Here is a 22,320-nt window from a genome sequence, read left to right on the forward strand (position 1 = left end):
ATAAGATATTAAACCGTTAAATCATAATTGATATCAAAGGAAGTAGGTTGAATATGAAAGAGCAGTATAAAGGCAATGCATGGGCATTGATTCCTTTAATCGTCTTTGTGGCGATGTTTCTAGGTGTTGGTATAGCAACGGGTGATTTTACGACAATGCCATTAAACGTTGCAATTATTGTGGCCTCTATCATTGGCTTGTTATTAAATAGAAAAGAATCGTTTCAACAGAAAGTTGAAATATTCACAAAAGGTGCAGGACACTCTAACATTGTGTTAATGATGTTGATTTTCCTATTGGCTGGTGCCTTTTCACAAACAACGGAAGATATGGGTGGTGTAAAATCCACTGTTAATTTAGGTTTATCAATTATTCCAGAAAATTTAATCATAGTAGGCTTATTTATTATTTGTATGTTTGTGTCTGTTTCTATGGGGACATCTGTAGGAACAGTTGCTGCAATCGCACCTGTAGGCTTCGGATTGAGTCAAGCAACAGATGTATCAGCTGCGATTACAATGGCTACAGTTGTAGGTGGTGCGATGTTTGGTGATAATCTATCGATGATTTCTGATACGACAATTGCCGCAGTACGCACACAAAAGACAAAAATGAGTGACAAATTTAAAGTAAATATAAAAATAGTACTTCCTGGGGCAATACTGACTATTATTGCACTATGGTTTTTAACAAATGGTGCACATATCGATGCGACTAAAAATTATGATTATAATATAATTAAAGTTATACCATATTTATTGGTACTTATACTGGCATTAGTAGGAATTAATGTAATCATTGTCTTAATTGGTGGTACTTTACTATCTGCGATTATAGGATTGGTTGATCATTCATTTGGCTGGAAAGGGCTATTAAGTTCAATATCAAAAGGTATTGTCGGCATGGAAGATATTGCAATTATTGCATTGTTAATTGGTGGTTTAGTTGCGTTGATTCAACATAATGGAGGCATTACGTGGTTATTAAATTTTGTGCGTAATAGAGTTAAATCGAAACGTGGAGCAGAACTGGGTATTGCCGGATTGGTAAGTGCTGCAGATATTGCTACTGCGAATAATACGATTTCTATACTTATGGCCGGTCCGTTAGCTAAAGACATCGCTGATGAATACGATGTCGATCCTCGAAAGTCGGCAAGTATTTTAGATATGTTTGCTAGTTGTTTCCAAGGGCTTTTACCATATAGTCCACAAGTTATAGCAGCTGCTGGTGTTGCATCCATATCACCATTTGATTTAGTTCCATACGCTATTTATCCTGCGTTATTAGGTGTCTGTGGTTTAGTAGCAATTTTCTTTAGATTACCGAGATTAGATAAGAAAAAGCGTAAAGCATAGCTAGATTGTTAGATTCACATGCTAATGTTTAATTGTATATTTTAAATTAATGTATAATAAACAATAACGTTATTTACTAACTTTAAATTCTGTAAATAGATGTAATGAAAATAAAAATACTAAGTAAGTGTAATAAATATTTAGATTTATATTTGTTTAACTTAATCGAAATAAAAGGATTATTGTTTAGAACTTACCTAGAATGAGTTAAAATATACTTAAGAGTGAAAGTAGGTGAACAATCGTGGCAAGATATAATATTGAAAATGAAAATGTTGAGATACAACTTGAACGATTATTTAAAGTCGAGCCTGAATTATTATATCAAGCGTGGACAGATCAACGTTTTTTAAAGCAATGGTTTATGACATCTGAGCGAACGAATAAAACAATACAGGTTGATGCGAATCAGAATGGAACGTATAAAATTGTCGACGTTAGAAAAGGTAAGGAAAATATAGTCCAAGGAAGCTTTATCACATTAACACCTTACGAATATATTGTAATGACAATAGGCATGCCTGAACTGAGTGATTCTGAAGATACTATAGAAGTAGAAATATTTGAACGCGAACCAGGCATCACACAAATGGTATTTACGTATAATGCTGTAGTACCAAGAGAAAGAAGATTTACAACATTAGAATATAAACAAAAGAAAAAAGAGTATCATGATTCTACTGCCCATGGCTTTGAAATGTTATTTGATAAGTTACAAATCGCATTAGAATATTTTGAAGCAGAAATGTAATTAATCTTAGTAGGTTACAGTGCTTTATTAAAATATATAGGAGAGTCATTACTCATTTTCTAAATAAGATGTCTAGAGATTTAAAACTCTGACTAATAAATTAAGGTGATTTCTATTGCAATAATAATAGAAATCACCTTTTTTATTTGAAAGGAAAAAAGCATATCATGATAAAAGTATAAACAACCGAATAGTTATTAGTAATATATGCGAGATTGTGTGCGAGACTCCTAAGGGAACAGGACAAGCTGAAGACTACAGGCTGAAGCTGTCCCCTAGGAAAGGGAGCAAAACAATCTTTTAAAAAAATACCAACCCGTAAGACGCATTCAATCTTGGGTTGGCATGCCATTTTTAGATTAGCTTAAATCTGAATCTGTAATTCACCATTTTCAATTCTCTCATTATATTTACGTAATAATGTCTCGAAAAAGATATGATAACTAATAAAACTAGAATAATCAGTGCCATCTTGAAGGAAAAAAGTATTACTAGACACGTAAATATTATAATTTGCCTTTTGAGCTAACGAGTTATCTTTTAAATTTGTAATAGAAATAAAGTAATGATGACGCAAACGTAGCAAATTCGTAATACCTTCTAACTGTTTAGATTCTCCAGATAATGAAATAATAAAGAACAAGTCTTTCGACGTTGTTTTATTTAAAATCATCTTGAATTCATGGGGATCATGCAAAACAATAATATTCTTATGCACTGTAAGTAAGATACGCTGCGCTTCTTGTGCGACATTCATTTGGGCTAATCCAGTACCATAGAGATAGATAGTATCAGCTTGATTTATTTTATTAGTTACGAGTTTAAAATCAATGCGATCTAAATAATTAAAGGTATTTGTAATTTCTTGTTTGAAATTGTCAATAGAGTCTGTCGTTAATGCATGAGTTTGTTCACTTTCGAATTTTAAGTAAGACTTAAAGTCACTATACCCATCAAAGCCTAATTTTCTAGCAAAACGATGTATCGTCGCATTGGAAGCATGTGTTGCTTGCGCTAATTCTTGAATCTTCATTGATTTACATGCTTCGATATGAGTATTAATATATTGTGCGATATGTAGATCATTGTCATTCAACTTATTAAAGTTGCTATTTATACGTTCATCTAAAAAAATAGTATCACCCCATTTTTTGAAAATATTTTCGTGTTATGAAAATATAATCTGATTATATAAAATTATTCGATTTATCGTCAAACTATTGTTTATATGTAAGCGGTTACTATATGATGTAAGAAAGTTAAATATTGAAAGGTATGCAAGTCAAGATAAAAAGTAACAATAGATTTTATTTTGACGGTAGGAGGGATGTAAATGAATGCAATAAAACGATTTGGTAGTGCTATGATTGTGCCTGTATTGATGTTTGCATTTTTTGGTATAGTCTTAGGTTTTGCTACTTTATTTAAAAATCCGGCTATTATGGGAAGTATTGCTAAGGATGGAACAACATGGTTTAAAATTTGGTCCGTAATTGAAGCGGGTGGTTGGACTATTTTCAATCACATGGAAATTGTTTTTGTAGTAGGTTTGCCACTCTCTTTAGCTAAAAAAGCACCTGGGCATGCAGCACTTGCAGCATTAATGGGTTATTTAATGTTTAATACATTTATAAATGCAATTTTAACGCAATGGCCACATACATTTGGTGCCAACTTAGAAAAAGGTGTTGAAAATGTTACTGGTCTAAAAGCTATTGCAGGTATTGAAACATTAGATACAAATATTCTAGGTGGTATTATCATTTCAAGTATTATTACCTGGATACATAATAGATATTACAGTAAGAGGCTACCAGAAATGCTAGGTGTGTTCCAAGGATTGACTTTTGTTGTTACAATATCATTCTTTGTTATGTTACCTGTAGCATTAATCACTTGTATTGTATGGCCAACAGTTCAAAATGGTATTTCATCATTACAAGGATTTATTATTGGTTCAGGATATATAGGCGTATGGCTCTACCATTTCTTAGAAAGAGTATTAATTCCTACTGGGTTACACCACTTTATTTATGCACCTATCGAAGTAGGTCCAGTCGTAGTGAATCATGGATTGAAAGCAGAATGGTTTGAACATGTAAATGACTTTGCTAGAAGCTCGAAACCATTAAAAGAACAATTCCCATATGGATTTATGCTTCAAGGGAATGGTAAGGTCTTTGGTGCAATTGGTATTGCGTTAGCAATGTATTCAACGACACCTAAAGAAAATAAGAAAAAGATTGCAGCATTGTTAATTCCAGCAACATTAACTGCTGTAGTTGTAGGTATTACTGAACCATTAGAATTTACGTTCTTATTTATTGCACCATACTTATTTGTACTACATGCTATTTTATCTGCAACTATGGATACTTTAATGTATGGATTTGGTTTAGTTGGTAACTTTGGTGGAGGTTTGATTGATTTCTTTGCAACAAACTGGATTCCACTTGCACAAAATCATTGGTTAACTTATGTTATTCAAATTATTATTGGGCTTGCGTTTACTGGTATTTACTTCGTCCTATTCAGATTTTTAATTTTGAAATTCGATATACCTTTACCAGGTCGTAAAAAAGAGTCTGATGACATTAAATTGTATAGCAAGAAAGATTATAAGAGTAAAAATGAAGATAAAGGCTCACAACCTGTTGCAGGAAACGAATATGAAGAAAAAGCGTTGTATTACTTAGAAGGTTTAGGTGGTAAAGAAAATATTAAAGACGTAACGAACTGTACAACACGTCTAAGATTAACAGTTGAAGATATAGATAAAGTCGAAGATAGTGATTACTTTACACATAATCAAATGGCACATGGATTAGTGAAAAGTGGGAAAAACGTACAAGTTGTTGTTGGAATGTCAGTACCTCAAGTACGTGAAGCATTCGAAAATATTGTGAATAATTAATTTGAGCAAATAGATAAATCATAGTATAGCGCTATAGAACAGAAAGAGCGATGATAGTTAGCAAGAACTAATAACTATCATCGCTCTTTGTATGTTGAAACAAAGCATAGAGAACACACGAGAGTAGCACTGACTAGGTCGCACATATCCAAATTTATTTATAACGATATTCAACTTAGTTATAAATAATGTTCTAAAATTTAAAAATCCTCTCTATCAAATTTAGAGAGGTAAGTAATAAAGATTTAGTTTTAACAATCAATTTAAGATATACGTGCTTTATGGACAACACGCTGCTGTGCTACAGCACATAAAATATCTATATTATGAGTTGCGATTTTATTAATTAATCTTGAAAAGACTGCTGCAGAACAATTTACATTAACTTTATTTTTGTTAAAAGTGTATGAGATGTCTTCGGTATTATTTATCATATTAATAATGTCGATAATTTTATCTTTAATAAAAGCATCACGTAACCCATCTATTGTTAACACGAAACGCTTTGAAGATAATAATAAACGATCAGAATCAATTAATTTATCTGAGTATGAAGATTCTAAAATTTGATATATATCAAAATTATGGAAGCTTAAAAAGCTAATCACATAAGGCAATTGTTGTTTTGGTAAGTTAATCTTTAAAGCATATAGATGCTTTTCCTTATAAATTGAAAACTTGAATGAATTACAAAACTTTATTTGTTTACAAACTTTGGCTAAATCTTTTCGTGTCTTACGTTTATTAAGTCCACCAATATTCAACACAAATGTTTCTGTTTTATCTAAAAACATATAATACCTCCACATCTATATAAAAATGAACCTGAATATAATACATAATATTCAATTGTAGTTTAATTTTCACCAGTTTTAATTTCTATTAAATTGTACCACTCTTTTTTGTTATATTCACTAGGTCTTAAGAACGAAGTTCAATAAAAGTTGATTACAAGGGTGTTAAGCACTATTAACAAATATTAGAATATTTCGAAAATTATATTGTTCAGACTATGAAAGTATGATACATTTTTCTTTATTACTACATAGAGGAAGTGTTCAAAATGTTATCAAAGGTAAGTAGATTCGCGACAAACACATTCTTAGTATGGATGTTGATTGCAGCTATTATTGGGTTCATATTCCCAAATCAACTTGCTACAATAAGCGGCTTTGTCCCATATCTATTGGGTATTGTAATGCTAGGTATGGGTTTAACTATAGATCCGAAAGATTTTAAAATTGTCTTTCAACAACCAAGATCGGTTATTATTGGTGTGATTTTGCAGTTTACAATCATGCCAACGACTGCGTTTCTCATTGCTAAATTATTTAATTTACCTGCAGAAGTAGCAATTGGAGTTATATTAGTAGGTTGTTGTCCAGGTGGCACATCTAGTAACGTAATGAGTTATTTAGCGAATGCCAATGTCGCATTATCGGTAGCTATTACAAGTGTATCGACAATTCTTGCTCCGATTATGACACCAGCTTTAATTTATCTATTCGCACATCAATGGTTACAAGTATCATTTATGAGTATGTTTTGGTCGGTAATTCAAGTTATCTTAATTCCAATAATTATTGGTTTTGTGTTGCAAAAGCTATTCAAAAACTTTGCTGCCAAGACGTCAACTGCACTTCCAATTGTTTCGGTTGTAGCCATTTCATTGATTTTGGCATCGGTTGTTGGAGGTAGTAAGTCACAAATTTTACAAACAGGTCTGTTAATATTTGCAGTTGTTATTCTACATAACGTTGTAGGTTATACTTTGGGCTATACTTTAGCTAAAGTATTTAAACTTGAACGTGCAGATAAAAAGGCCGTGTCGATTGAAGTAGGGATGCAAAATTCAGGTTTAGCAGTTTCCTTAGCTACGGTTCATTTTAGCCCATTAGCAGCTGTGCCTGGTGCAGTCTTTAGTTTAGTACACAATATTACTGGTCCAATATTGGCGAAATATTGGCATAAACGATAATAAAAATATGAGTGCTCGAGCCTATTACTCCAACTTAAATTGCTGGGTAATAGGCTTTTTTAGATAGGTATAACCATGTATGCATATATTATGATGTTGTTGTAATTTGTTGCGAAATGGTTTGAGCGCGTTTTTTAGATAAATATGCTAAGATAGCAGTAATTTCATTGAAAGAATCAGCAGCAGACTTGAGTGATTAAAATAACATAATGAAAGTTAAATAGGAGGTATGTGTGATGTATAGAGCAGTCGTATTTGATTTCGATGGTACAATCATTGACACTGAGCAACATCTGTTTCAAATTATTAATAATCATTTAACAGGTAATGGTTTAGATCCTATTTCTGTGGACTATTATCGTCAATCGATTGGTGGCGCCGCTACAGAATTACATAACTATTTAGAAGCGCAACTTGGACTTGAAAAAAAGTCAGCCATATATCAAGAACATAACGAAACAAGTGTGAATTTGCCAATCAATAAAGAGGTAGAAGCGTTGATGAAATATTGTAAACAGCGTCATATACCAATGGCAATTGCTACAAGTAGTTATAGAAAGGATATTGAACCTACCTTTAAACGTTTAGGATTAGAGCAATATATGGACATTATTGTTGGACGTGAAGATGTCGACGAAGTAAAGCCTAATCCAGAATTGTATTTAACAGCGGTTCAACAATTAAATTATAATCCAGTTAATTGTTTAGCAATAGAGGATTCGGTTAATGGTGCGACAGCGGCAATTAATGCGGGTTTAGACGTTATAATTAATACTAATCGTATGACTGAACTTCAGCCGTTTCAAACTCTTAATTTTACTGCTAAAGATGTTACAGCAAATGAAATTATTGAACACTATTTTGAACAGCGTGGGAGTAAATAATAATGAATGCATATTTACTATTATTTTTCTTAGGAGGGCCACTTGTATTAGCAATTGGCAACTTAATATTAGGTCCGATATTCAATCGTAAGATCCCATTTGCCATTCATTTACGTTCGTTTATCATAGCAACATTGCTTTATTTAATTGGGGCAACTATCTTATATTTTTTACTATTACAAGATAAGCTTTAATAAAAAAGATGTTTATAGTTTAAGTCTAGCTAGTGACTCATACTGTAAACATCTTTTTGTTATATTATTTAGTAAATTGGAATATTAAAGTAACTATCACTAACACGAGTAAGATAGCATCTATACCGACCATAATTGCAAAGCGTGGATTCTTTTCACCATTAGCTTTACTTTTTTTAACAGCTTTTAAATTTGGAATTAAACTGACGATTAATAATATTAATATGATGATTCCTAAGACAAGACTCACTTTTTATCACTGCTCGCTTTCTTTTTTTCAATATATTCCCAAAGATATCCTGCAAGAACACCAATGATAATACCTATAATAATACCAACTTTTATGGCTGAAAATAAGGCGCTTACTAAAATAGCAATTAATAAAGTAATCGGTATCGTAATGCCGAATTTATATTTTCGTTCTGGAGAATTAACAATTGAAAATAATACAAAATATAGTACACCAAATACGACTGCAGCCAAAAGCGATTTTAAAAATACTGACATAAATGCGTGATGTGAACCACTAAAATAATTTAACAGAAAAAATAAAATGCCGAAAACGACTGCATAACTAAGCGTTCGTTTAATTGAGTTTGAAGCCATAATGTACTCCTTTTTATTTGAAAGATTACAAAAAGTATAGCATATATTATGGTTGAATAAGAACTCATGACAATTTAACGATTAATTGTCGAATTGATGATGATCATTTAGATAAGCATAGAACAATCCAATGATTAAACCGCCTCCAATGTAGTTGCCTATCGCAGCGCATACTACATTAACTATAACTGGAATCGTTTCTATTATTGAACTCTGATAGATAAAGCCTGCAGCAAATAGTACAGAATTATATACGACATGTTCGTATCCCATAAAGGCAAATATCGAAACACCAAACATCATTACAAACATTTTTGCTAAGACGTCATCTATTTGCATTGCAATAACTAAAGAGATATTGATAAAGAAATTGGCAAAGATCCCCTTGATCAATATTGCAAACCAACTTGCTGTTAGTGTCTTGTGTTCAATTATTGCATCGAGATGTATCATCATATCAGGTGTCATGACATCAGAAGCACGCATCAGTAAGAAGAGGATGAGGCCTCCAACCGTGTTACCAATAAAACACAAGGTGAATATTTTAAATACACGGGTGGGGGCAATGACTCTGTAATATAAACCAACTGTGAAATACATAAAGTTACTCGTTAATAACTCAGAATTTGTAAAAAGAATAAGTACGAGCGCAAAACTAAATGCAGTTGACGCGATTAGATTAGAAATACTAGGTGACATTTCAGTTCCAAAGTTGGCTTTCAGTGATAATACAAAAACAATAATTGTACCTAAGATAAAACCTGCCATAATCGCACGTAACAAATAGCGTTTGAAATAAAAACTTTGAAGTATATCTTTGGTTTTAATTGTTTCTACGACATGGTTCACCCAAACTTTCCCATAAAAAACTTTATCCCATTGCACATTTTTTCCGTTCAAGGTTGTGTCCTCACTTTCATTTGATTTAAAGCTAGTATACTATGTCTCTACACATTTGTGAAACTTTTCACAAATAATACAATTTTTACTTTATAAGCCTTGAGAGAGGTATTTGTAGAGAATAGAAGAAAAGATGGAGAGGGAGAAAAATTATGCTTTACAATTTATAGTAAAATCGCGTACAATTAAAAAACGGAAATGTAAGGGCTTACATTGTTTTAGTTTGGTATTTTAATTTTGCCAATTTATAGTATAATAGCGACATGATAAGTGATTAATTATACTTATATTTGAGAGAGATGGGGTTTGAATGAGATGAATGATAATAATGAACTTCAGAGGGGATTAGGTGCGCGTCAAATGCGGATGATTGCATTGGGTGGTACCATAGGTGTAGGTCTATTTATGGGAGCTACAAGTACAATCAAATGGACTGGACCTTCTGTAATATTTGCTTATTTAATAGCAGGTATCTTTTTATTTTTAGTTATGCGAGCAATGGGTGAGATGGTTTATTTACATCCTACATCAGGTTCGTTTGCCAACTTTGCAAGTGATTACATACACCCAGTGGCAGGTTATTTGACTGCTTGGAGTAATATATTTCAATGGGTAGTCGTCGGTATGAGTGAAGTTATCGCCGTCGGAGAATATATGAATTATTGGTTCCCAGATTTACCACAATGGATTCCAGGCGTTATCGTGGTTGCCTTGTTAATGGGAGCAAACTTAGTTTCTGTTAAAGCCTTCGGTGAGTTTGAATTTTGGTTCGCGATGATTAAGGTAGTTACAATTATCTTAATGATTGTTGCAGGATTTGGCTTAATCTTCTTCGGACTTGGTAATGGTGGAGAAGCAATTGGTTTATCTAATTTATGGTCACATGGTGGCTTTATGCCAAATGGTTGGGTTGGATTCTTCTTTGCTTTATCAATCGTAATTGGTTCATATCAAGGTGTTGAATTGATTGGTATTACAGCAGGTGAAACAAAGGATCCACAGAAGAATATTAAGAGTGCAGTAAACGGCGTAATCTGGCGTATATTAATTTTCTATATTGGAGCAATTTTCGTAATTGTTACAGTTTATCCTTGGAATGAATTAGGCAACATCGGAAGCCCATTCGTTGCGACTTTTGCTAAAGTAGGTATTACTTTCGCTGCTGGATTAATTAACTTTGTAGTATTAACTGCAGCAATGTCTGGTTGTAACTCAGGTATCTTTAGTGCGAGCCGTATGACTTTAAACTTAGCTCAAAAGGGCATGCTACCTAAATTCTTTACTAAAGTAATGAAAAATGGTGTTCCTTTCTGGACAGTAACAGCGATTGCAATTGGTATCTTAATTGGAGCACTATTAAATGTTATCTTGCCACTATTCATTAAAGGTGCAGATAGTATTTTTGTTTATGTTTACAGTGCGTCTATCTTACCAGGTATGGTACCATGGTTTATGATTTTGATTAGTCACTTAAGATTCAGAAAGCATCACCCTGAAGAATTGAAAGGGCATCCTTTTAAAATGCCAGGTGGAGCAATCACTAACTATGTAACAATGGCATTCTTTATCATGGTATTAATCGGTATGTTATTTAATAAAGAAACAGTCGTATCTGTAGTAATCGGTATTATTTTCTTATTATTAATGACTGCATTCTATTTCATTAAAGGCTATCATAAGTTAAGTAAGAACGAGCAATTATAAAATTATCTGACTTATTAAAAAAATGTATCTTCTTATATGGAGATCGTTATAAGTTAGGTATATTAAACAAGAGAATATATAAATGTATCAAACCTTATCAAGGCGTGTATCGTCTTGATAAGGTTTTTTAATGCATCATTATTAATAGACAGCTTTATATTAGAATTATGAATATGGTATATAATCCTTTTCAGATAAAAAGCGAGAGTTATTAATGAAAATGAATATATAATGCAACTTATTTACATAAATTTTACATCTTAAAAACAATAACTCAACACTCTTTGCTTACACTTACAGTATAAGCTTGATAATACATATTAAAGGAGTTATTAATTATGAAATTCTATAATAAGTTAGCAACAGTATCGGTGACTAGTGCAATTGTTATGGGTTCTGTCTTGGGAAATGCACAATCAACTTTCGCATCGAGTGGGGGAAATAGTTCAGATCAACCTGCCGATGTATCATATATGGGTAATACAAAGAACCCTAAGAATGTTATTTTCTTAGTAGGTGATGGAATGGGACCATCGTATAATAGTGCTTATAGATACTTTGCGGATAATCCTGAAACTAAAGAAATGGACAAGACAGCATTTGATAACTACCTATTAGGTACACAACGTACAAATCCAGATGATCCAAAGGAAAATGTTACAGACTCAGCAGCAGGTGCAACGGCATTTAGTTCTGGCCATAAAACATTTAATGGAGCAATTGGTGTTGATGCAAATAAACAAAAAGTTAAAACTGTATTAGAACAAGCAAAAGAAAACGGGAAGTCAACAGGTCTAGTTTCAACTGCAGAAATCACTGATGCAACACCTGCAGCTTATGCAGCTCACGTTGATGACAGAGATAAAAAAGATGAAATTGCACAGCAATTTTACAATGACAAAATTAATGGTAAACATAAAGTTGATGTATTACTTGGCGGTGGTGCAGAATACTTTGGCGATAAAAATGGTAATTTAACAGATAAATTCAAAAAGGATGGTTATGATGTTGTAGATAATAAAACAGATCTACAAAATTCAACGAGTAAACAAGTATTAGGATTGTTTGCTGACAATGACATGCCATTACAAATTGATGCGCCAGAAAAAAATCCTAAACTAGTTGAAATGGAAGACAGTGCAATTAAGCGATTAGAATCAAATGACAAAGGTTTCTTCTTGATGGTAGAAGGGGCGTCAATCGATAAATCAGGACATCCAAATGATGTTACTGGTGTAATGTCAGAGATGAGTGGTTTTGAGAAATCATTTGATTATGCGATGAATTATGCAAAATCACATCCTGATACATTAGTTGTTGCAACAGCAGATCACTCAACTGGTGGTATGACAATCGCAAAAGGTAAAGACTATGTTTGGAATCCAAAAGCTATCCATCAAATGAAGCATTCTGGTTCATATATGACTAAAGAAATAGCAGAAGGTAAAGATCCAGAGAAGGTAATTAATGACGGCTATGGCTTTGAAGTTTCTAACTCTCAAATCAGTAAGATTAAAGATGAAGCTGAAGCATTGAAGAAATATGATGAGGAAGATAAAGAATATGAAGCGCAATTCCAAAAATTACAAGATGCAATTCAAAAACCAATAAATGATAAATCACATACAGGTTGGACAACAAATGGACATACTGGAGAAGATGTGAATACGTATGGTTTTGGTCCAGGTAGTGATCGATTTAAAGGTAATATTGATAATACAGACAATGCTAACAACATATTTGATTTCTTTAAACATGACGTAAAGCAATAAATATAAAATAACATTGTTATAACTTAATGAACTAAAAAGCACCTAATTTCAGGAATTCCTGTCATTAGGTGCTTTTTATAGTAGCTGAAGATTTGAAAACGTTAATGTTTAAATTTTATTAAAGATAAATGCTTTCGATAATTATTGAGTGCCATTTTAGATTGTGTGATGGAATCAAGAGATGATTCATAATTCAATGCAATGTAACGATAATATAACACATCAACTGAAAATAATTGTGCAAACAGTGAAGTGGTTGCTGCCATACGTAATTCATTCTCATCGGTTTGTCCGTAAATTAACTTGTAGTTTGAAACTTGTGCTATGGGATTATCAGCTGTGCTAGAAATTGTGATTATAGGAATATTATAATCACTTGCGACACTAGCCATTGAACGTAATTCACTATGACTACCTTGATTCGTAATGAATATAATACAATCTTGATTATCGTGTGTCGCAAGTGTTGTTATAAACAAATGTGTCTCTTGCACTAATCGGACATTAAGCCCGATACGTGATAATTTTTGATACAAATCAGTAGCTATAACAAATGATGCACCATAACCGAAGATAAATATATTGCGTGCTTGCTTTATCACATGGCAAATTTCATCTATACTTTTAGCATCAATATGCGTTGCAACGAAATTCATAGTATCTGTCGCACGTGATAACATCTTTGATTTAAGTGTATCAACTGATTCATTTGCAACAAGTTCAAGGTGAGTATTATTTGTCGTATCTTCTGGTAAATAACGTGATAGTGCAATTTTTAATTCTTGGAACCCTTTGCCTGTAACTTTCCTGCTAAATCGTACAATTGATGCTGTACTCGTATCGATTGCTAATGCTAAGTCTTGTACAGACATATCAATAATTTTGTGTGGAGCATTTAAGATAAAATCAGCTATTTTCTTTTCACTTTTTGTAAAATCAGGATACTGCTTATCAATTTTGTAAAGTAAATTCGTCATTATAAATCACCTAAACTATCAGTTTCTCTCATAGCTTTAGTTGTGCCGAATAAATAAGTAAAAATAAAACCACCGGCATAAGCTGAGAGCAGTCCTCCTATATATCCTAGATACATATGATCTGAAATTAATGGTAATAGTGATATACCACTTGGGCCAATTGCAGTCGCACCAATGTGTCCAATGCCTCCGATTACTGCGCCACCAATACCGCCGCCAATACAAGCTGTGAAGAATGGTTTGCCGAGGGGCAAGGTTACACCATAAATTAATGGTTCACCAATACCTAAGAAGCCAACAGGTAAGGCACCTTTCAAAGTATTGCGGAGTGTTGTATTCTTACGACATCTAACCCATAAAGCTAATGCTGCGCCAACTTGACCAGCACCCGCCATTGCAGCAATTGGTAACAGGTAAGTTGCACCCGTTTGATTTATCATCTCAATATGAATAGGGGTAAATATATGGTGTAATCCTAACATTACCAAAGGTAAGAAGAAAGCACCAATAATAAAGCCACTAAATACACCACCAATATCAATAATGCCATTGATGATATGAACGAGACCATCTGATATAAAACCTGCTAAAGGCATAAAGATAAAAATTGTAAGTAAACCAATTATAAATAAAGTGATTGTTGGAGTGACAATGATATCAATTGCATTAGGGACAATTTTATGAAGTCTTTTTTCAACGATACTTAAAAGCCAAACAGCAAATATAACCCCAATGATACCACCTTGACCAGCTTGAAGCGGTTCGCCAGTAAAGATGTTAGTAATCGTATTTTTATCGGTAAGACCAGTTAGTAGTGTGGTACCACCAATAACACCACCAAGCCCTGGTGTTGCACCAAATTCTTTAGCTGCATTAATACCAGTAAAGATTGCTAAGTAAGCCAACATACCGTCCTTTATGACGTTAAATACAGTCACCAGTTGTGTTACCCAGGCTCCCGATATTTGTCCACCTGCAAGTAAGTTACTTAATACAGCGGCAATACCTCCAATTAAACCAGCACCTATAAATGCTGGAATCAGAGGTATAAATATATTAGCAATAGTCTTTAGTAACTTATTAAATTTACCGTGTTTTTGTTTAGATTTATAATTTGATTTATTCTGTGCGGCTTTTGCTTCTGCATCTTGCTTAAAATTCGTTGTACCATGTGGGATTGTTTCACCTAATTTGACGCCACTACTTTGCGCCATGTAACCTGCGACTTTATTAACGGTACCGGGTCCCACAACAACTTGAACACGGTCGTCTTTAACGACTCCCATAACACCATCAATTGATTTGAGTTTTGCATAGTCTACCTTTTGTTCGTCAATGACTTGAATACGAACGCGAGTCATACAATTAATAATGTTATCAATATTGTCCATAGTTCCAACTGCATCAGTAATTTGTTGTGCTAATTTTTGTTCTTTGTTCATATATAGACCTCCTGACATAAGGGTAATAGCAGTTTAGTTGTACTTTGAAATTGGAATGCTTGAATGTTAGAAATATTATTGTTGTATTGTACGTTTAAGTAGAGCATGATTGTCGACTAGTTTTTGTTCAGCATCTTGTTTAGTTACATTACAGAGTTGCATGACGACTGCAGTTTTTATATTCTGACCGGATTCTTCAAAACGAATTTTAGCCTGGTCATATGAAATATCACAAATTTCTTGAATGATACGAATTGAACGATCGATTAATTTTTTATTCGTAGCTTTGACATCGATCATTAAATTATCGTAGACTTTTCCAACACCTACCATTGTGATGGTAGATATCATATTCAGGATTAATTTTTGTGCAGTCCCTGCCTTTAATCTTGTAGAGCCGGTAAGTATTTCTGGTCCTACATCTACTTCTATTGCTTGTTTAGCTAGGCTACTTATCGGTGTGTCAGTATTACAAGAAATTGCTACCGTATGTGCACCAACTTCATTTGCACATTTGATACCGCCTTGGACATATGGGGTCGAACCACTTGCAGCAATTCCAATGACGACATCTTTGTTTGAAAGATGGATATGAGTCAAATCTTCTCGCGCAAGTGCAGGATCATCTTCAGCACCTTCAACAGCTACGGTTAATGCGCGTTGACCACCAGCGATAAGTCCGATCACATCGTTTATTGTCGTATTAAACGTAGGTACACACTCAGCTGCATCTAATACACCTAATCTACCACTAGTTCCAGCGCCTAAATAAATAATTCTGCCCCCGTTATTAAACCTATTTATTGTGATTTCAATGACTTCAGCAAGTTGGGGTATTACTTTGCTTATTTCTTGTGGCACCTTTTTATCTTCTTCATTCATGGTTTGCAGTGCTTCGACGATAGTCATTTCATCTAAATGCATTGATGCTGTATTTCGAGATTCGGTCGATTTTTGTTTCATTATTACATCTCCTTTGGTTGATTTTTAAATGAAAATGAATCTCCTGATTGCATACAGTAGATTAATGGTAAATCTGCTGTGATAACTCTAGCGATCACATTGACATTTGGATGCTCTGGAAGCGGCTCTTTGATGATTTGTAATTCGCCTTCATAACGCCCGTTTAATGTATTATCTAGTGTGATATGCCCTGGAAGTCGTTCAACTGTATGCATTGGTTGAATTGTGTCATTCAGATAATGTCGTGCCTCTTGTGAGCGTATGACATGTTCGGGATTGTCAATGCGAACTGTGTGTGATGCTTGAAGTATTGTAGGGATATGATTGTCATAATATTTTAAATGTAATATGAAATTTCTGTGCTGAATTGCTTGATAGAGTTGTTGTGCCATAGTTTCCTCGAGATAAGGGTCACCAATTAAATAATCTGTGGTCTTTGCTTGAATTAGTGTTGTCACACTTTCTATAGGATGATGATTACGTGAAGCTTCTATGGTTGGTAAACCTTTAAATATAGGACCTCGCTTTTGACTACCGGATATGAAACCAAAGATATGTGCTTCAGGATTAAAACGTAAAATTAGCATATTTTGTTGTGTGATAAATGATTCGGAAAGTCCCGTATCCGGTCTAGGATAATAATTGTGGCAATATATGATATTTGAAAAATCACTTACTGTTTGTTTAAGATGAGTTAATAATGAGGTAGTAACAGTGCTCGCGTTCAAACAACATTTAAAGCCTGCATTGATAATAGAATTTACCGTAGCAACAGAGGTACTATGATCAATCCTTATAATAAAATGTGCATTTGTATAGCGTTGTAAAATTTGGAACAATGTTTGAGTTAGTAATGCTGGATTAATATCGATAATGAAGTGTATTTCATAATGGTCTAGATAATCTAACAGCTCTGTTAGTTTTTGATACTTTAACTGTTCATCTTCTTCAGGTATTTGCACCGAAGTAAAGATACTATCATATCCAAAGTCGACCATCGATTTAATATAAGATTTATTGAATGGCTCACCTAAATAAACTGAAAAACCTGGCATATCTATACCTCCAATCTGTAATCGTTTTCATTGTACAATATGTGTAATCAAATTACAATTTAAGATTAAAAATTAATGTATTGTGAAATTTTGTTACAAATATAATTTGATAAAGTGTAGTATCTTGAGTAATCTTTGCTGAATGTTTGAAATATGTTTGATGGTATTACCTACAGTGAATTCTTCAATAGGTTGAAATTTGAAATCTTCTAGAAAATGATAGTAATTATAGTGGATAAGCGAAGTATGACGGAAGGGGGAGTTTTTCAATTTGATATATTCTTGCTCAATAAATTGTTGTAATTCCTGTTGAAATTGGTCCTTTTTCTTATGTTCGGTGACAATGCCAAATTTATAAACCTCTATTAAATTAAGTAATTGTTGTACGCTTTCTGAGATAGTTAAGAGTTCTTCTAATTGCATGATTATCGCCTCCATAATGATTAATAATAGGGTTAATATTTTTGCTCCGTTGATTTAGATGATATACTGTGCTTAATTTAAATATAGTTGGGTAACGTTCATGCTAGGCATCGTTAATAAATATAAATAAAGTCGGTAGATATTTAGCAAGAAAGGTATGAACAAAATGAAAAAAGTTATGTTACGGTTTCGCGAAGTAACCTGGAAAGATTTTATAGTAGTTGTAAGTTTGTTTTTAATAATAGAATGTTTATCTATAGTTGTAATGCGTTTTGGACATCAATTTGTAGAGGGGTTAAATTCGAGTAGTGAGGTATTACTCGGTTCATTAATACAATTATTAGCATATATGACAACTATTTTTATTTTTTACTTTTTACATATGAATGATTTTTATACAAAATTTAATACAGGTGTAGAAGTCATTAAACAAAACAAAGCTTGGTTAGTCGGAATATTTATAATCATGTTTGTTGCATCATATTTATATAACTTTGTAGTGCAATATCTTCCAGGCGGATGGGGGTTTAGCGAAACACAAAATGAAATGCAACTTCAAATATTATTTAAAAATCCACAATTTTTACCATTTTCTTTTTTATTAATTGTTATTGCAGCACCATTAGTAGAGGAAATTATATTTAGACATTTAATGATAGGTGAATTGGGGAAAGTGTTTAATTTTAAGGTAATGGGAGTCATTTCTGCTATATTATTTTCGTTTATGCATGTAAGTAGTGCAGCCTCACCATTTGAGTTTGGTAGTTATTTTATCTTAGCTGTTGCTTTAGTATATGCATATGTTAAGACGAAGAATAAATTAATCGTTAGTTTCAGCTTACATATGTTGAATAACCTGGTGTCCTTTATTATTACTGTTTTGATGATGTACCAATAAAGGTCAATAAAAAGTCCAACTGAATTAATTTTCAGTTGGATTAGAAAACTGTTGGAAATTATTAATTGTTATATCTTGTGTCTTTATTGTTTTTTCGAATGAGTAAGAAATATCTTGTATATCCTCAATCGGGATTGTATTAGTTTTACCTAATCCAATTTCAAAGACGACTGCTTTCCATAAACCTTCTTCACATAGTAATCCAATGAAAATTACATTCTCAGTGCGATTCATATCATCAAGCCCATGCTCCATAGCCATTACATTACGCTCTGTACAGTAAATTAATACATCCGAAAATAAAGTTGGCAATGTTGTGTGTGGTGGCGTGTCAAATTTAATATAACGGTCTAATTTTTTTAACGTCCGTCTCATTTTTGTGTAGGGTAAATTTAAACATTTTTTGATTATTGCTTGAATTTCTTCTTTGTAAGGAAGTGTTGAATAAGATTGACTTTCATTTAATACAAGAAATAATGCTGAAAGTTGATTTTCAGTTAATTCAATGTCATAGCTATTCGGTGTTTCTTGTAATTGATAACCACCTAATTTACCGTGTTTCGCTAAAATTTTAACGCCTTGATCCTCTAAATCTTGAATATCCCTTAAAATGGTACGCTTTGAAACATTTAACTCAGACGCTAATTCTGAAGCAGTAACTTGCCTATTTTCTTGAATTGCTTGAACCAATTTGTTTTGTCGTTCGCGTTTATTCATGAAGAAAGTCACCTCCCAATATGATTACATATTACAATTATTATATCATAAAAGTGACAATGACGACATTTAGAAAAAATAAACAAAAAAATTAGAGAAAACGCTTACATTTTTTCAAGTCTTATGTTAGTATTGTATATAGTAACAAGGGGGTAACGAATAGTTGACAAAGGGGTAGGCTATTACATAATAGTTTTGTTAACAATTATTCGTACGAGTTACTAAACAAACATCTTCAATATTTATTACTTACTTTCCTTTCTATTTAGCCGACTAGCAAAGCTAGTCGGTTTTATTTATGTTTGTTGCAATATATGAAAAAAATGTTAGATGATTAACTTTGGGCATATATTTTCTGTTACGAATTATGATAAAATGAGACGAAATTATACATAGCTAAATCTATACATAAAGATTATAAATATAAAAAGAGGTGTAGACATGGAAAAAGAACAATTAATTTTTATAGACGATTCTGTCAGAGCGTGGCTCGCTTCGTTAGATGATATTATACCAGCATTAATCGATGAGATGGTAACTACAACCAAGAAGAATAGGTTTGATTTAGTAACTAATGTTGATAAAACGATTCAACAAAGATTCCAGCAGTTTTTAACTGAAACATTCCCTGAACATCAACTATTTGCAGAGGAAAAAACCAATGAAGAAGTTCACCCTCATGAGGGACATGTATGGATTATGGATCCAATTGATGGAACCGCAAATTTAGTGAAACAACAAGAAGACTATTGCATTATATTAGGTTATTTTGTAGATGGTGTACCAATGTTGTCTTATATTTATGATTATCCACACGGGAAATTATATAAAGCAGTAAAAGGGTATGGTGCATATGTTAATGGTGCGCCACTTGAAAAACCGGAATCCATTGAATTAAAGGATGCCGTTGTGTCATTTAATGCACTAGTTATAAATGCAAATAAAATGCAAGAATTATTTGACGCTTCCTTTAGTCATCGTTTTATTGGCTCATGTGGTTTAGATTCTGTTCGTGTGATCAACGGTCAATTTGGCTTGCATATCAATACGAATCCAAAGCCATGGGATATCGCGGCGCAATTTTTATTTGCAAGTGAGCTAGGGTTGAAAATTACGACACTAGACAATAAACCTTTGGATTATGCGACGGCTGGTCCATTCATTATCAGTAATCCAGGTTGTCATGAAGAGATGTTAGACGTTTTAAATTCAGGAGCGGGTTATAAAAAGTAAATTGTAACTCTAAAATATCATACTTTATCAAATTTTTAGGTCTTAAGCACTATGCTAAATTGTATAAATTCATTTATAATGTAGTTATTAATTTAAGTTGAAAACTGAATATAGAATGGGGAATGATAAGAGTGAATCGCTCTAGAATGAACGGAAAAAAGAAAATGGGACTAGGTAAAAAGCTATTTTTATGGTTTTTCGGTATATTAGCCATACTTGCTTTGATAGCAGTTATTTATTTAGGATATAAAATCTTTTCAGTCGGTGGATCAATACATAATCCATTAGATAGAGATAAATCGTCACTAAGAGATAAGAATGTCAGTTTAGATGATGGTGATGCTTTTACAATTGCATTGTTTGGTGTAGACTCTGATGCGAAGAGAGCTTCTGAAGGCGATGGTCAACGTAGTGATACAATTATGGTGCTATCGATTAATCCTAAAAAGAAAACAACTGAAATTGTAAGTATTCCAAGGGATACACAAGCTAAGATTGTAGGTAAAGGTACAACCGAAAAAATTAATCATGCCTATGCTTATGGTGGTCCTGATATGGCAGTGAAATCTGTTGAAAAATTATTAAATGTACCAATTGATCATTACGCTACGATAGATATGGATGGCATGAAAGATATGATTGATACAGTTGGTGGTATCGACGTAACAAGTAATGCGACATTCTCATATAAAAATCACCAATTTAATAATGGCGAAAAAACACACTTAGATGGTGATGCTGCAATGGCATTTATCAGAAGTAGAAAAGAAAGCGGTGCTGGTGGAGACTTTGGTCGTCAAGAACGACAACAAATTGTAATTCAAGGTTTAGCAAGTAAGTTATCAAGTGTAAATTCAATCACTCATTTTAATTCGATTATGAATCATATTAAAGAGAATGTGAAAACAGACTTATCAATAGGTGAATTAAATAAAATTAGAAGCAACTATAAAGATGCAGATAAGACAGTTAATAAGCACCAATTAGACGGTGAAGGCGGCATACAAGATGATGGCTTATATTATTTTGTACCTAGTCAAAGCTCATTAAGTGAAATTGAATCTAGTATTAAAGATAATTTAGGTATTTACTAGAACAGCACCTGTGATAGCTGAACAGCAAGGTGAGGTAAATTATTCATGATAATAAATTGTTGTTACAAGCAAAGCACGTTTTAATTTAAATGAGTATCTAAAGATAAATTTAATGACTTCAATGGTTGCTCGAGTTAAGATTTTAAGAATCTTTCGCTCGAGCAACCTTTTTCTATAAATGAAATGATACAGAAAAATACTTCAGCTAAATTTCAATCCCTGAAAAAAATAATTTATATATAAGTGTAGAACGTCACAATCGTCAAATAAAATTGACAGTGTAGTTCTACTTTTTTTGTCATAAACTTAATACGATCTAGAAATAAATGAACTCATATTGTTGTGGCATAAACATCTTAAAAATTTATTGTTATATGCCTAGAGTTATATAGTGGAAGTGGCATAGAAAAAATACAAATCTATACTTTAGTTTGGTGAACAAGCTGTAATGATAAAT

Annotated in this window: 22 protein-coding genes; 11 read left to right on the forward strand and 11 right to left on the reverse strand. The window is 32.8% G+C overall.

Translation table 11 applies throughout. The features are described 5' to 3' along the window. Nucleotides 1-53: 53 nt before the first annotated feature. Together ACY191_RS04835 and ACY191_RS04840 are read left to right on the forward strand one after the other, a co-directional pair. Nucleotides 54-1,358, forward strand: coding sequence for a Na+/H+ antiporter NhaC family protein (locus tag ACY191_RS04835; protein WP_042739350.1), 1,305 nt, complete (start codon nucleotides 54-56; stop codon nucleotides 1,356-1,358). A gap of 244 nt (nucleotides 1,359-1,602) precedes the next feature. Further along, nucleotides 1,603-2,109: an SRPBCC family protein gene (locus ACY191_RS04840; RefSeq protein ID WP_229366613.1), complete on the forward strand. Its 507-nt coding sequence runs from the start codon at nucleotides 1,603-1,605 to the stop codon at nucleotides 2,107-2,109. A 364-nt stretch (nucleotides 2,110-2,473) separates the two neighbouring features. On the opposite strand, the gene ACY191_RS04845 is transcribed toward ACY191_RS04840, so the two are convergent. Beyond that, nucleotides 2,474-3,244, reverse strand: a complete 771-nt coding sequence (locus ACY191_RS04845; protein ID WP_042739352.1) for a MurR/RpiR family transcriptional regulator — start codon at nucleotides 3,242-3,244, stop codon at nucleotides 2,474-2,476. 198 nt (nucleotides 3,245-3,442) lie between these two features. On the opposite strand from ACY191_RS04845, the gene ACY191_RS04850 reads away from it, so the two are divergent. After that, a complete protein-coding gene (locus ACY191_RS04850) occupies nucleotides 3,443-5,023 on the forward strand; it encodes an alpha-glucoside-specific PTS transporter subunit IIBC (protein WP_042739353.1) in 1,581 nt (526 codons plus the stop codon). A gap of 263 nt (nucleotides 5,024-5,286) precedes the next feature. On the opposite strand, the gene ACY191_RS04855 is transcribed toward ACY191_RS04850, so the two are convergent. Next, nucleotides 5,287-5,817: a hypothetical protein gene (locus ACY191_RS04855; protein ID WP_042739354.1), complete on the reverse strand. Its 531-nt coding sequence runs from the start codon at nucleotides 5,815-5,817 to the stop codon at nucleotides 5,287-5,289. Nucleotides 5,818-6,086: 269 nt separating this feature from the next. Here ACY191_RS04855 and ACY191_RS04860 point away from each other — a divergent pair, with 269 nt between their 5' ends. The 3 genes from ACY191_RS04860 to ACY191_RS04870 all read left to right on the forward strand — a co-directional run bounded on the left by ACY191_RS04860 (nucleotide 6,087) and on the right by ACY191_RS04870 (nucleotide 8,079). Next, nucleotides 6,087-7,001 (forward strand): bile acid:sodium symporter family protein, encoded by a 915-nt coding sequence (locus ACY191_RS04860; protein WP_107512350.1) that lies wholly within the window; start codon nucleotides 6,087-6,089, stop codon nucleotides 6,999-7,001. Nucleotides 7,002-7,237: 236 nt separating this feature from the next. Next, nucleotides 7,238-7,885, forward strand: a complete 648-nt coding sequence (locus ACY191_RS04865) for an HAD family hydrolase (RefSeq protein WP_042739356.1) — start codon at nucleotides 7,238-7,240, stop codon at nucleotides 7,883-7,885. Nucleotides 7,886-7,887: 2 nt separating this feature from the next. Next, nucleotides 7,888-8,079 carry a hypothetical protein gene (locus ACY191_RS04870; RefSeq protein WP_042739357.1) on the forward strand — a complete coding sequence of 64 codons (192 nt, stop codon included), beginning with the start codon at nucleotides 7,888-7,890 and terminating at the stop codon, nucleotides 8,077-8,079. Nucleotides 8,080-8,143: 64 nt separating this feature from the next. On the opposite strand, the gene ACY191_RS04875 is transcribed toward ACY191_RS04870, so the two are convergent. From ACY191_RS04875 to ACY191_RS04885, 3 genes are all read right to left on the reverse strand, one after another. After that, on the reverse strand, nucleotides 8,144-8,329 hold the full coding sequence (locus tag ACY191_RS04875; RefSeq protein ID WP_042739358.1) for a hypothetical protein: 186 nt from the start codon (nucleotides 8,327-8,329) through the stop codon (nucleotides 8,144-8,146). Then, nucleotides 8,326-8,685 carry a hypothetical protein gene (locus tag ACY191_RS04880; RefSeq protein ID WP_042739359.1) on the reverse strand — a complete coding sequence of 120 codons (360 nt, stop codon included), beginning with the start codon at nucleotides 8,683-8,685 and terminating at the stop codon, nucleotides 8,326-8,328. Before ACY191_RS04880 ends, ACY191_RS04875 begins: the two co-directional genes overlap by 4 nt. An 81-nt stretch (nucleotides 8,686-8,766) precedes the next feature. Next, the gene (locus tag ACY191_RS04885; protein ID WP_042739360.1) at nucleotides 8,767-9,585 is read right to left on the reverse strand and encodes a formate/nitrite transporter family protein; all 819 of its coding nucleotides are present in this window, start codon (nucleotides 9,583-9,585) and stop codon (nucleotides 8,767-8,769) included. Between the two features lie 315 nt (nucleotides 9,586-9,900). Here ACY191_RS04885 and ACY191_RS04890 point away from each other — a divergent pair, with 315 nt between their 5' ends. Together ACY191_RS04890 and ACY191_RS04895 are read left to right on the forward strand one after the other, a co-directional pair. Then, nucleotides 9,901-11,289 carry an amino acid permease gene (locus ACY191_RS04890; protein WP_042739361.1) on the forward strand — a complete coding sequence of 463 codons (1,389 nt, stop codon included), beginning with the start codon at nucleotides 9,901-9,903 and terminating at the stop codon, nucleotides 11,287-11,289. A gap of 338 nt (nucleotides 11,290-11,627) precedes the next feature. Beyond that, nucleotides 11,628-13,061: an alkaline phosphatase gene (locus ACY191_RS04895; RefSeq protein WP_042739362.1), complete on the forward strand. Its 1,434-nt coding sequence runs from the start codon at nucleotides 11,628-11,630 to the stop codon at nucleotides 13,059-13,061. Between the two features lie 101 nt (nucleotides 13,062-13,162). Here the strand turns inward: ACY191_RS04895 and ACY191_RS04900 are convergent, their stop codons facing one another. The 5 genes from ACY191_RS04900 to ACY191_RS04920 all read right to left on the reverse strand — a co-directional run bounded on the left by ACY191_RS04900 (nucleotide 13,163) and on the right by ACY191_RS04920 (nucleotide 17,921). Continuing rightward, complete coding sequence (locus ACY191_RS04900) at nucleotides 13,163-14,038, reverse strand: MurR/RpiR family transcriptional regulator (protein ID WP_042739363.1); 876 nt, start codon at nucleotides 14,036-14,038, stop codon at nucleotides 13,163-13,165. Continuing rightward, the gene (locus ACY191_RS04905; RefSeq protein WP_229366614.1) at nucleotides 14,038-15,480 is read right to left on the reverse strand and encodes a PTS transporter subunit EIIC; all 1,443 of its coding nucleotides are present in this window, start codon (nucleotides 15,478-15,480) and stop codon (nucleotides 14,038-14,040) included. The genes ACY191_RS04900 and ACY191_RS04905 overlap by 1 nt, the downstream gene beginning before the upstream one ends. Before the next feature lie 75 nt (nucleotides 15,481-15,555). Beyond that, a complete protein-coding gene (gene murQ / locus ACY191_RS04910; RefSeq protein WP_229366615.1) occupies nucleotides 15,556-16,443 on the reverse strand; it encodes an N-acetylmuramic acid 6-phosphate etherase in 888 nt (295 codons plus the stop codon). A 2-nt stretch (nucleotides 16,444-16,445) separates the two neighbouring features. Then, entirely contained in the window at nucleotides 16,446-17,498 is a 1,053-nt protein-coding gene (locus tag ACY191_RS04915) for a MupG family TIM beta-alpha barrel fold protein (protein WP_229366616.1), read from the reverse strand. A 93-nt stretch (nucleotides 17,499-17,591) separates the two neighbouring features. Then, nucleotides 17,592-17,921 carry a hypothetical protein gene (locus ACY191_RS04920; RefSeq protein ID WP_042739145.1) on the reverse strand — a complete coding sequence of 110 codons (330 nt, stop codon included), beginning with the start codon at nucleotides 17,919-17,921 and terminating at the stop codon, nucleotides 17,592-17,594. A 166-nt stretch (nucleotides 17,922-18,087) separates the two neighbouring features. Between ACY191_RS04920 and ACY191_RS04925 the strand changes: the two genes are divergently transcribed. Beyond that, nucleotides 18,088-18,819: a CPBP family intramembrane glutamic endopeptidase gene (locus tag ACY191_RS04925; protein WP_229366617.1), complete on the forward strand. Its 732-nt coding sequence runs from the start codon at nucleotides 18,088-18,090 to the stop codon at nucleotides 18,817-18,819. A gap of 24 nt (nucleotides 18,820-18,843) precedes the next feature. Here ACY191_RS04925 and ACY191_RS04930 read toward each other — a convergent pair whose 3' ends face one another. Beyond that, complete coding sequence (locus tag ACY191_RS04930) at nucleotides 18,844-19,536, reverse strand: helix-turn-helix transcriptional regulator (RefSeq protein ID WP_042739143.1); 693 nt, start codon at nucleotides 19,534-19,536, stop codon at nucleotides 18,844-18,846. 441 nt (nucleotides 19,537-19,977) lie between these two features. Between ACY191_RS04930 and ACY191_RS04935 the strand changes: the two genes are divergently transcribed. Together ACY191_RS04935 and ACY191_RS04940 are read left to right on the forward strand one after the other, a co-directional pair. Next, nucleotides 19,978-20,769 carry an inositol monophosphatase family protein gene (locus ACY191_RS04935; protein ID WP_229366618.1) on the forward strand — a complete coding sequence of 264 codons (792 nt, stop codon included), beginning with the start codon at nucleotides 19,978-19,980 and terminating at the stop codon, nucleotides 20,767-20,769. A 146-nt stretch (nucleotides 20,770-20,915) separates the two neighbouring features. Next, nucleotides 20,916-21,863: an LCP family glycopolymer transferase gene (locus ACY191_RS04940; RefSeq protein WP_371664162.1), complete on the forward strand. Its 948-nt coding sequence runs from the start codon at nucleotides 20,916-20,918 to the stop codon at nucleotides 21,861-21,863. Nucleotides 21,864-22,320 lie beyond the last annotated feature (457 nt).

The sequence above is a fragment of the Staphylococcus sp. TCBT05 genome, assembly GCF_055179755.1.

What these genes read in the sequence shown, in the direction of transcription:
- ACY191_RS04835 (WP_042739350.1), top strand. Translation starts at nt 54, where the DNA reads ATGAAAGAGCAGTATAAAGGCAATGCATGGGCATTGATTCCTTTAATC.
- ACY191_RS04850 (WP_042739353.1), top strand. Translation starts at nt 3,443, where the DNA reads ATGAATGCAATAAAACGATTTGGTAGTGCTATGATTGTGCCTGTATTG.
- ACY191_RS04855 (WP_042739354.1), bottom strand. Translation starts at nt 5,817, where the DNA reads ATGTTTTTAGATAAAACAGAAACATTTGTGTTGAATATTGGTGGACTT.
- ACY191_RS04860 (WP_107512350.1), top strand. Translation starts at nt 6,087, where the DNA reads ATGTTATCAAAGGTAAGTAGATTCGCGACAAACACATTCTTAGTATGG.
- ACY191_RS04865 (WP_042739356.1), top strand. Translation starts at nt 7,238, where the DNA reads ATGTATAGAGCAGTCGTATTTGATTTCGATGGTACAATCATTGACACT.
- ACY191_RS04870 (WP_042739357.1), top strand. Translation starts at nt 7,888, where the DNA reads ATGAATGCATATTTACTATTATTTTTCTTAGGAGGGCCACTTGTATTA.
- ACY191_RS04880 (WP_042739359.1), bottom strand. Translation starts at nt 8,685, where the DNA reads ATGGCTTCAAACTCAATTAAACGAACGCTTAGTTATGCAGTCGTTTTC.
- ACY191_RS04890 (WP_042739361.1), top strand. Translation starts at nt 9,901, where the DNA reads ATGAATGATAATAATGAACTTCAGAGGGGATTAGGTGCGCGTCAAATG.
- ACY191_RS04895 (WP_042739362.1), top strand. Translation starts at nt 11,628, where the DNA reads ATGAAATTCTATAATAAGTTAGCAACAGTATCGGTGACTAGTGCAATT.
- ACY191_RS04900 (WP_042739363.1), bottom strand. Translation starts at nt 14,038, where the DNA reads ATGACGAATTTACTTTACAAAATTGATAAGCAGTATCCTGATTTTACA.
- ACY191_RS04905 (WP_229366614.1), bottom strand. Translation starts at nt 15,480, where the DNA reads ATGAACAAAGAACAAAAATTAGCACAACAAATTACTGATGCAGTTGGA.
- murQ (WP_229366615.1), bottom strand. Translation starts at nt 16,443, where the DNA reads ATGAAACAAAAATCGACCGAATCTCGAAATACAGCATCAATGCATTTA.
- ACY191_RS04915 (WP_229366616.1), bottom strand. Translation starts at nt 17,498, where the DNA reads ATGCCAGGTTTTTCAGTTTATTTAGGTGAGCCATTCAATAAATCTTAT.
- ACY191_RS04920 (WP_042739145.1), bottom strand. Translation starts at nt 17,921, where the DNA reads ATGCAATTAGAAGAACTCTTAACTATCTCAGAAAGCGTACAACAATTA.
- ACY191_RS04925 (WP_229366617.1), top strand. Translation starts at nt 18,088, where the DNA reads ATGAAAAAAGTTATGTTACGGTTTCGCGAAGTAACCTGGAAAGATTTT.
- ACY191_RS04930 (WP_042739143.1), bottom strand. Translation starts at nt 19,536, where the DNA reads ATGAATAAACGCGAACGACAAAACAAATTGGTTCAAGCAATTCAAGAA.
- ACY191_RS04935 (WP_229366618.1), top strand. Translation starts at nt 19,978, where the DNA reads ATGGAAAAAGAACAATTAATTTTTATAGACGATTCTGTCAGAGCGTGG.
- ACY191_RS04940 (WP_371664162.1), top strand. Translation starts at nt 20,916, where the DNA reads ATGAACGGAAAAAAGAAAATGGGACTAGGTAAAAAGCTATTTTTATGG.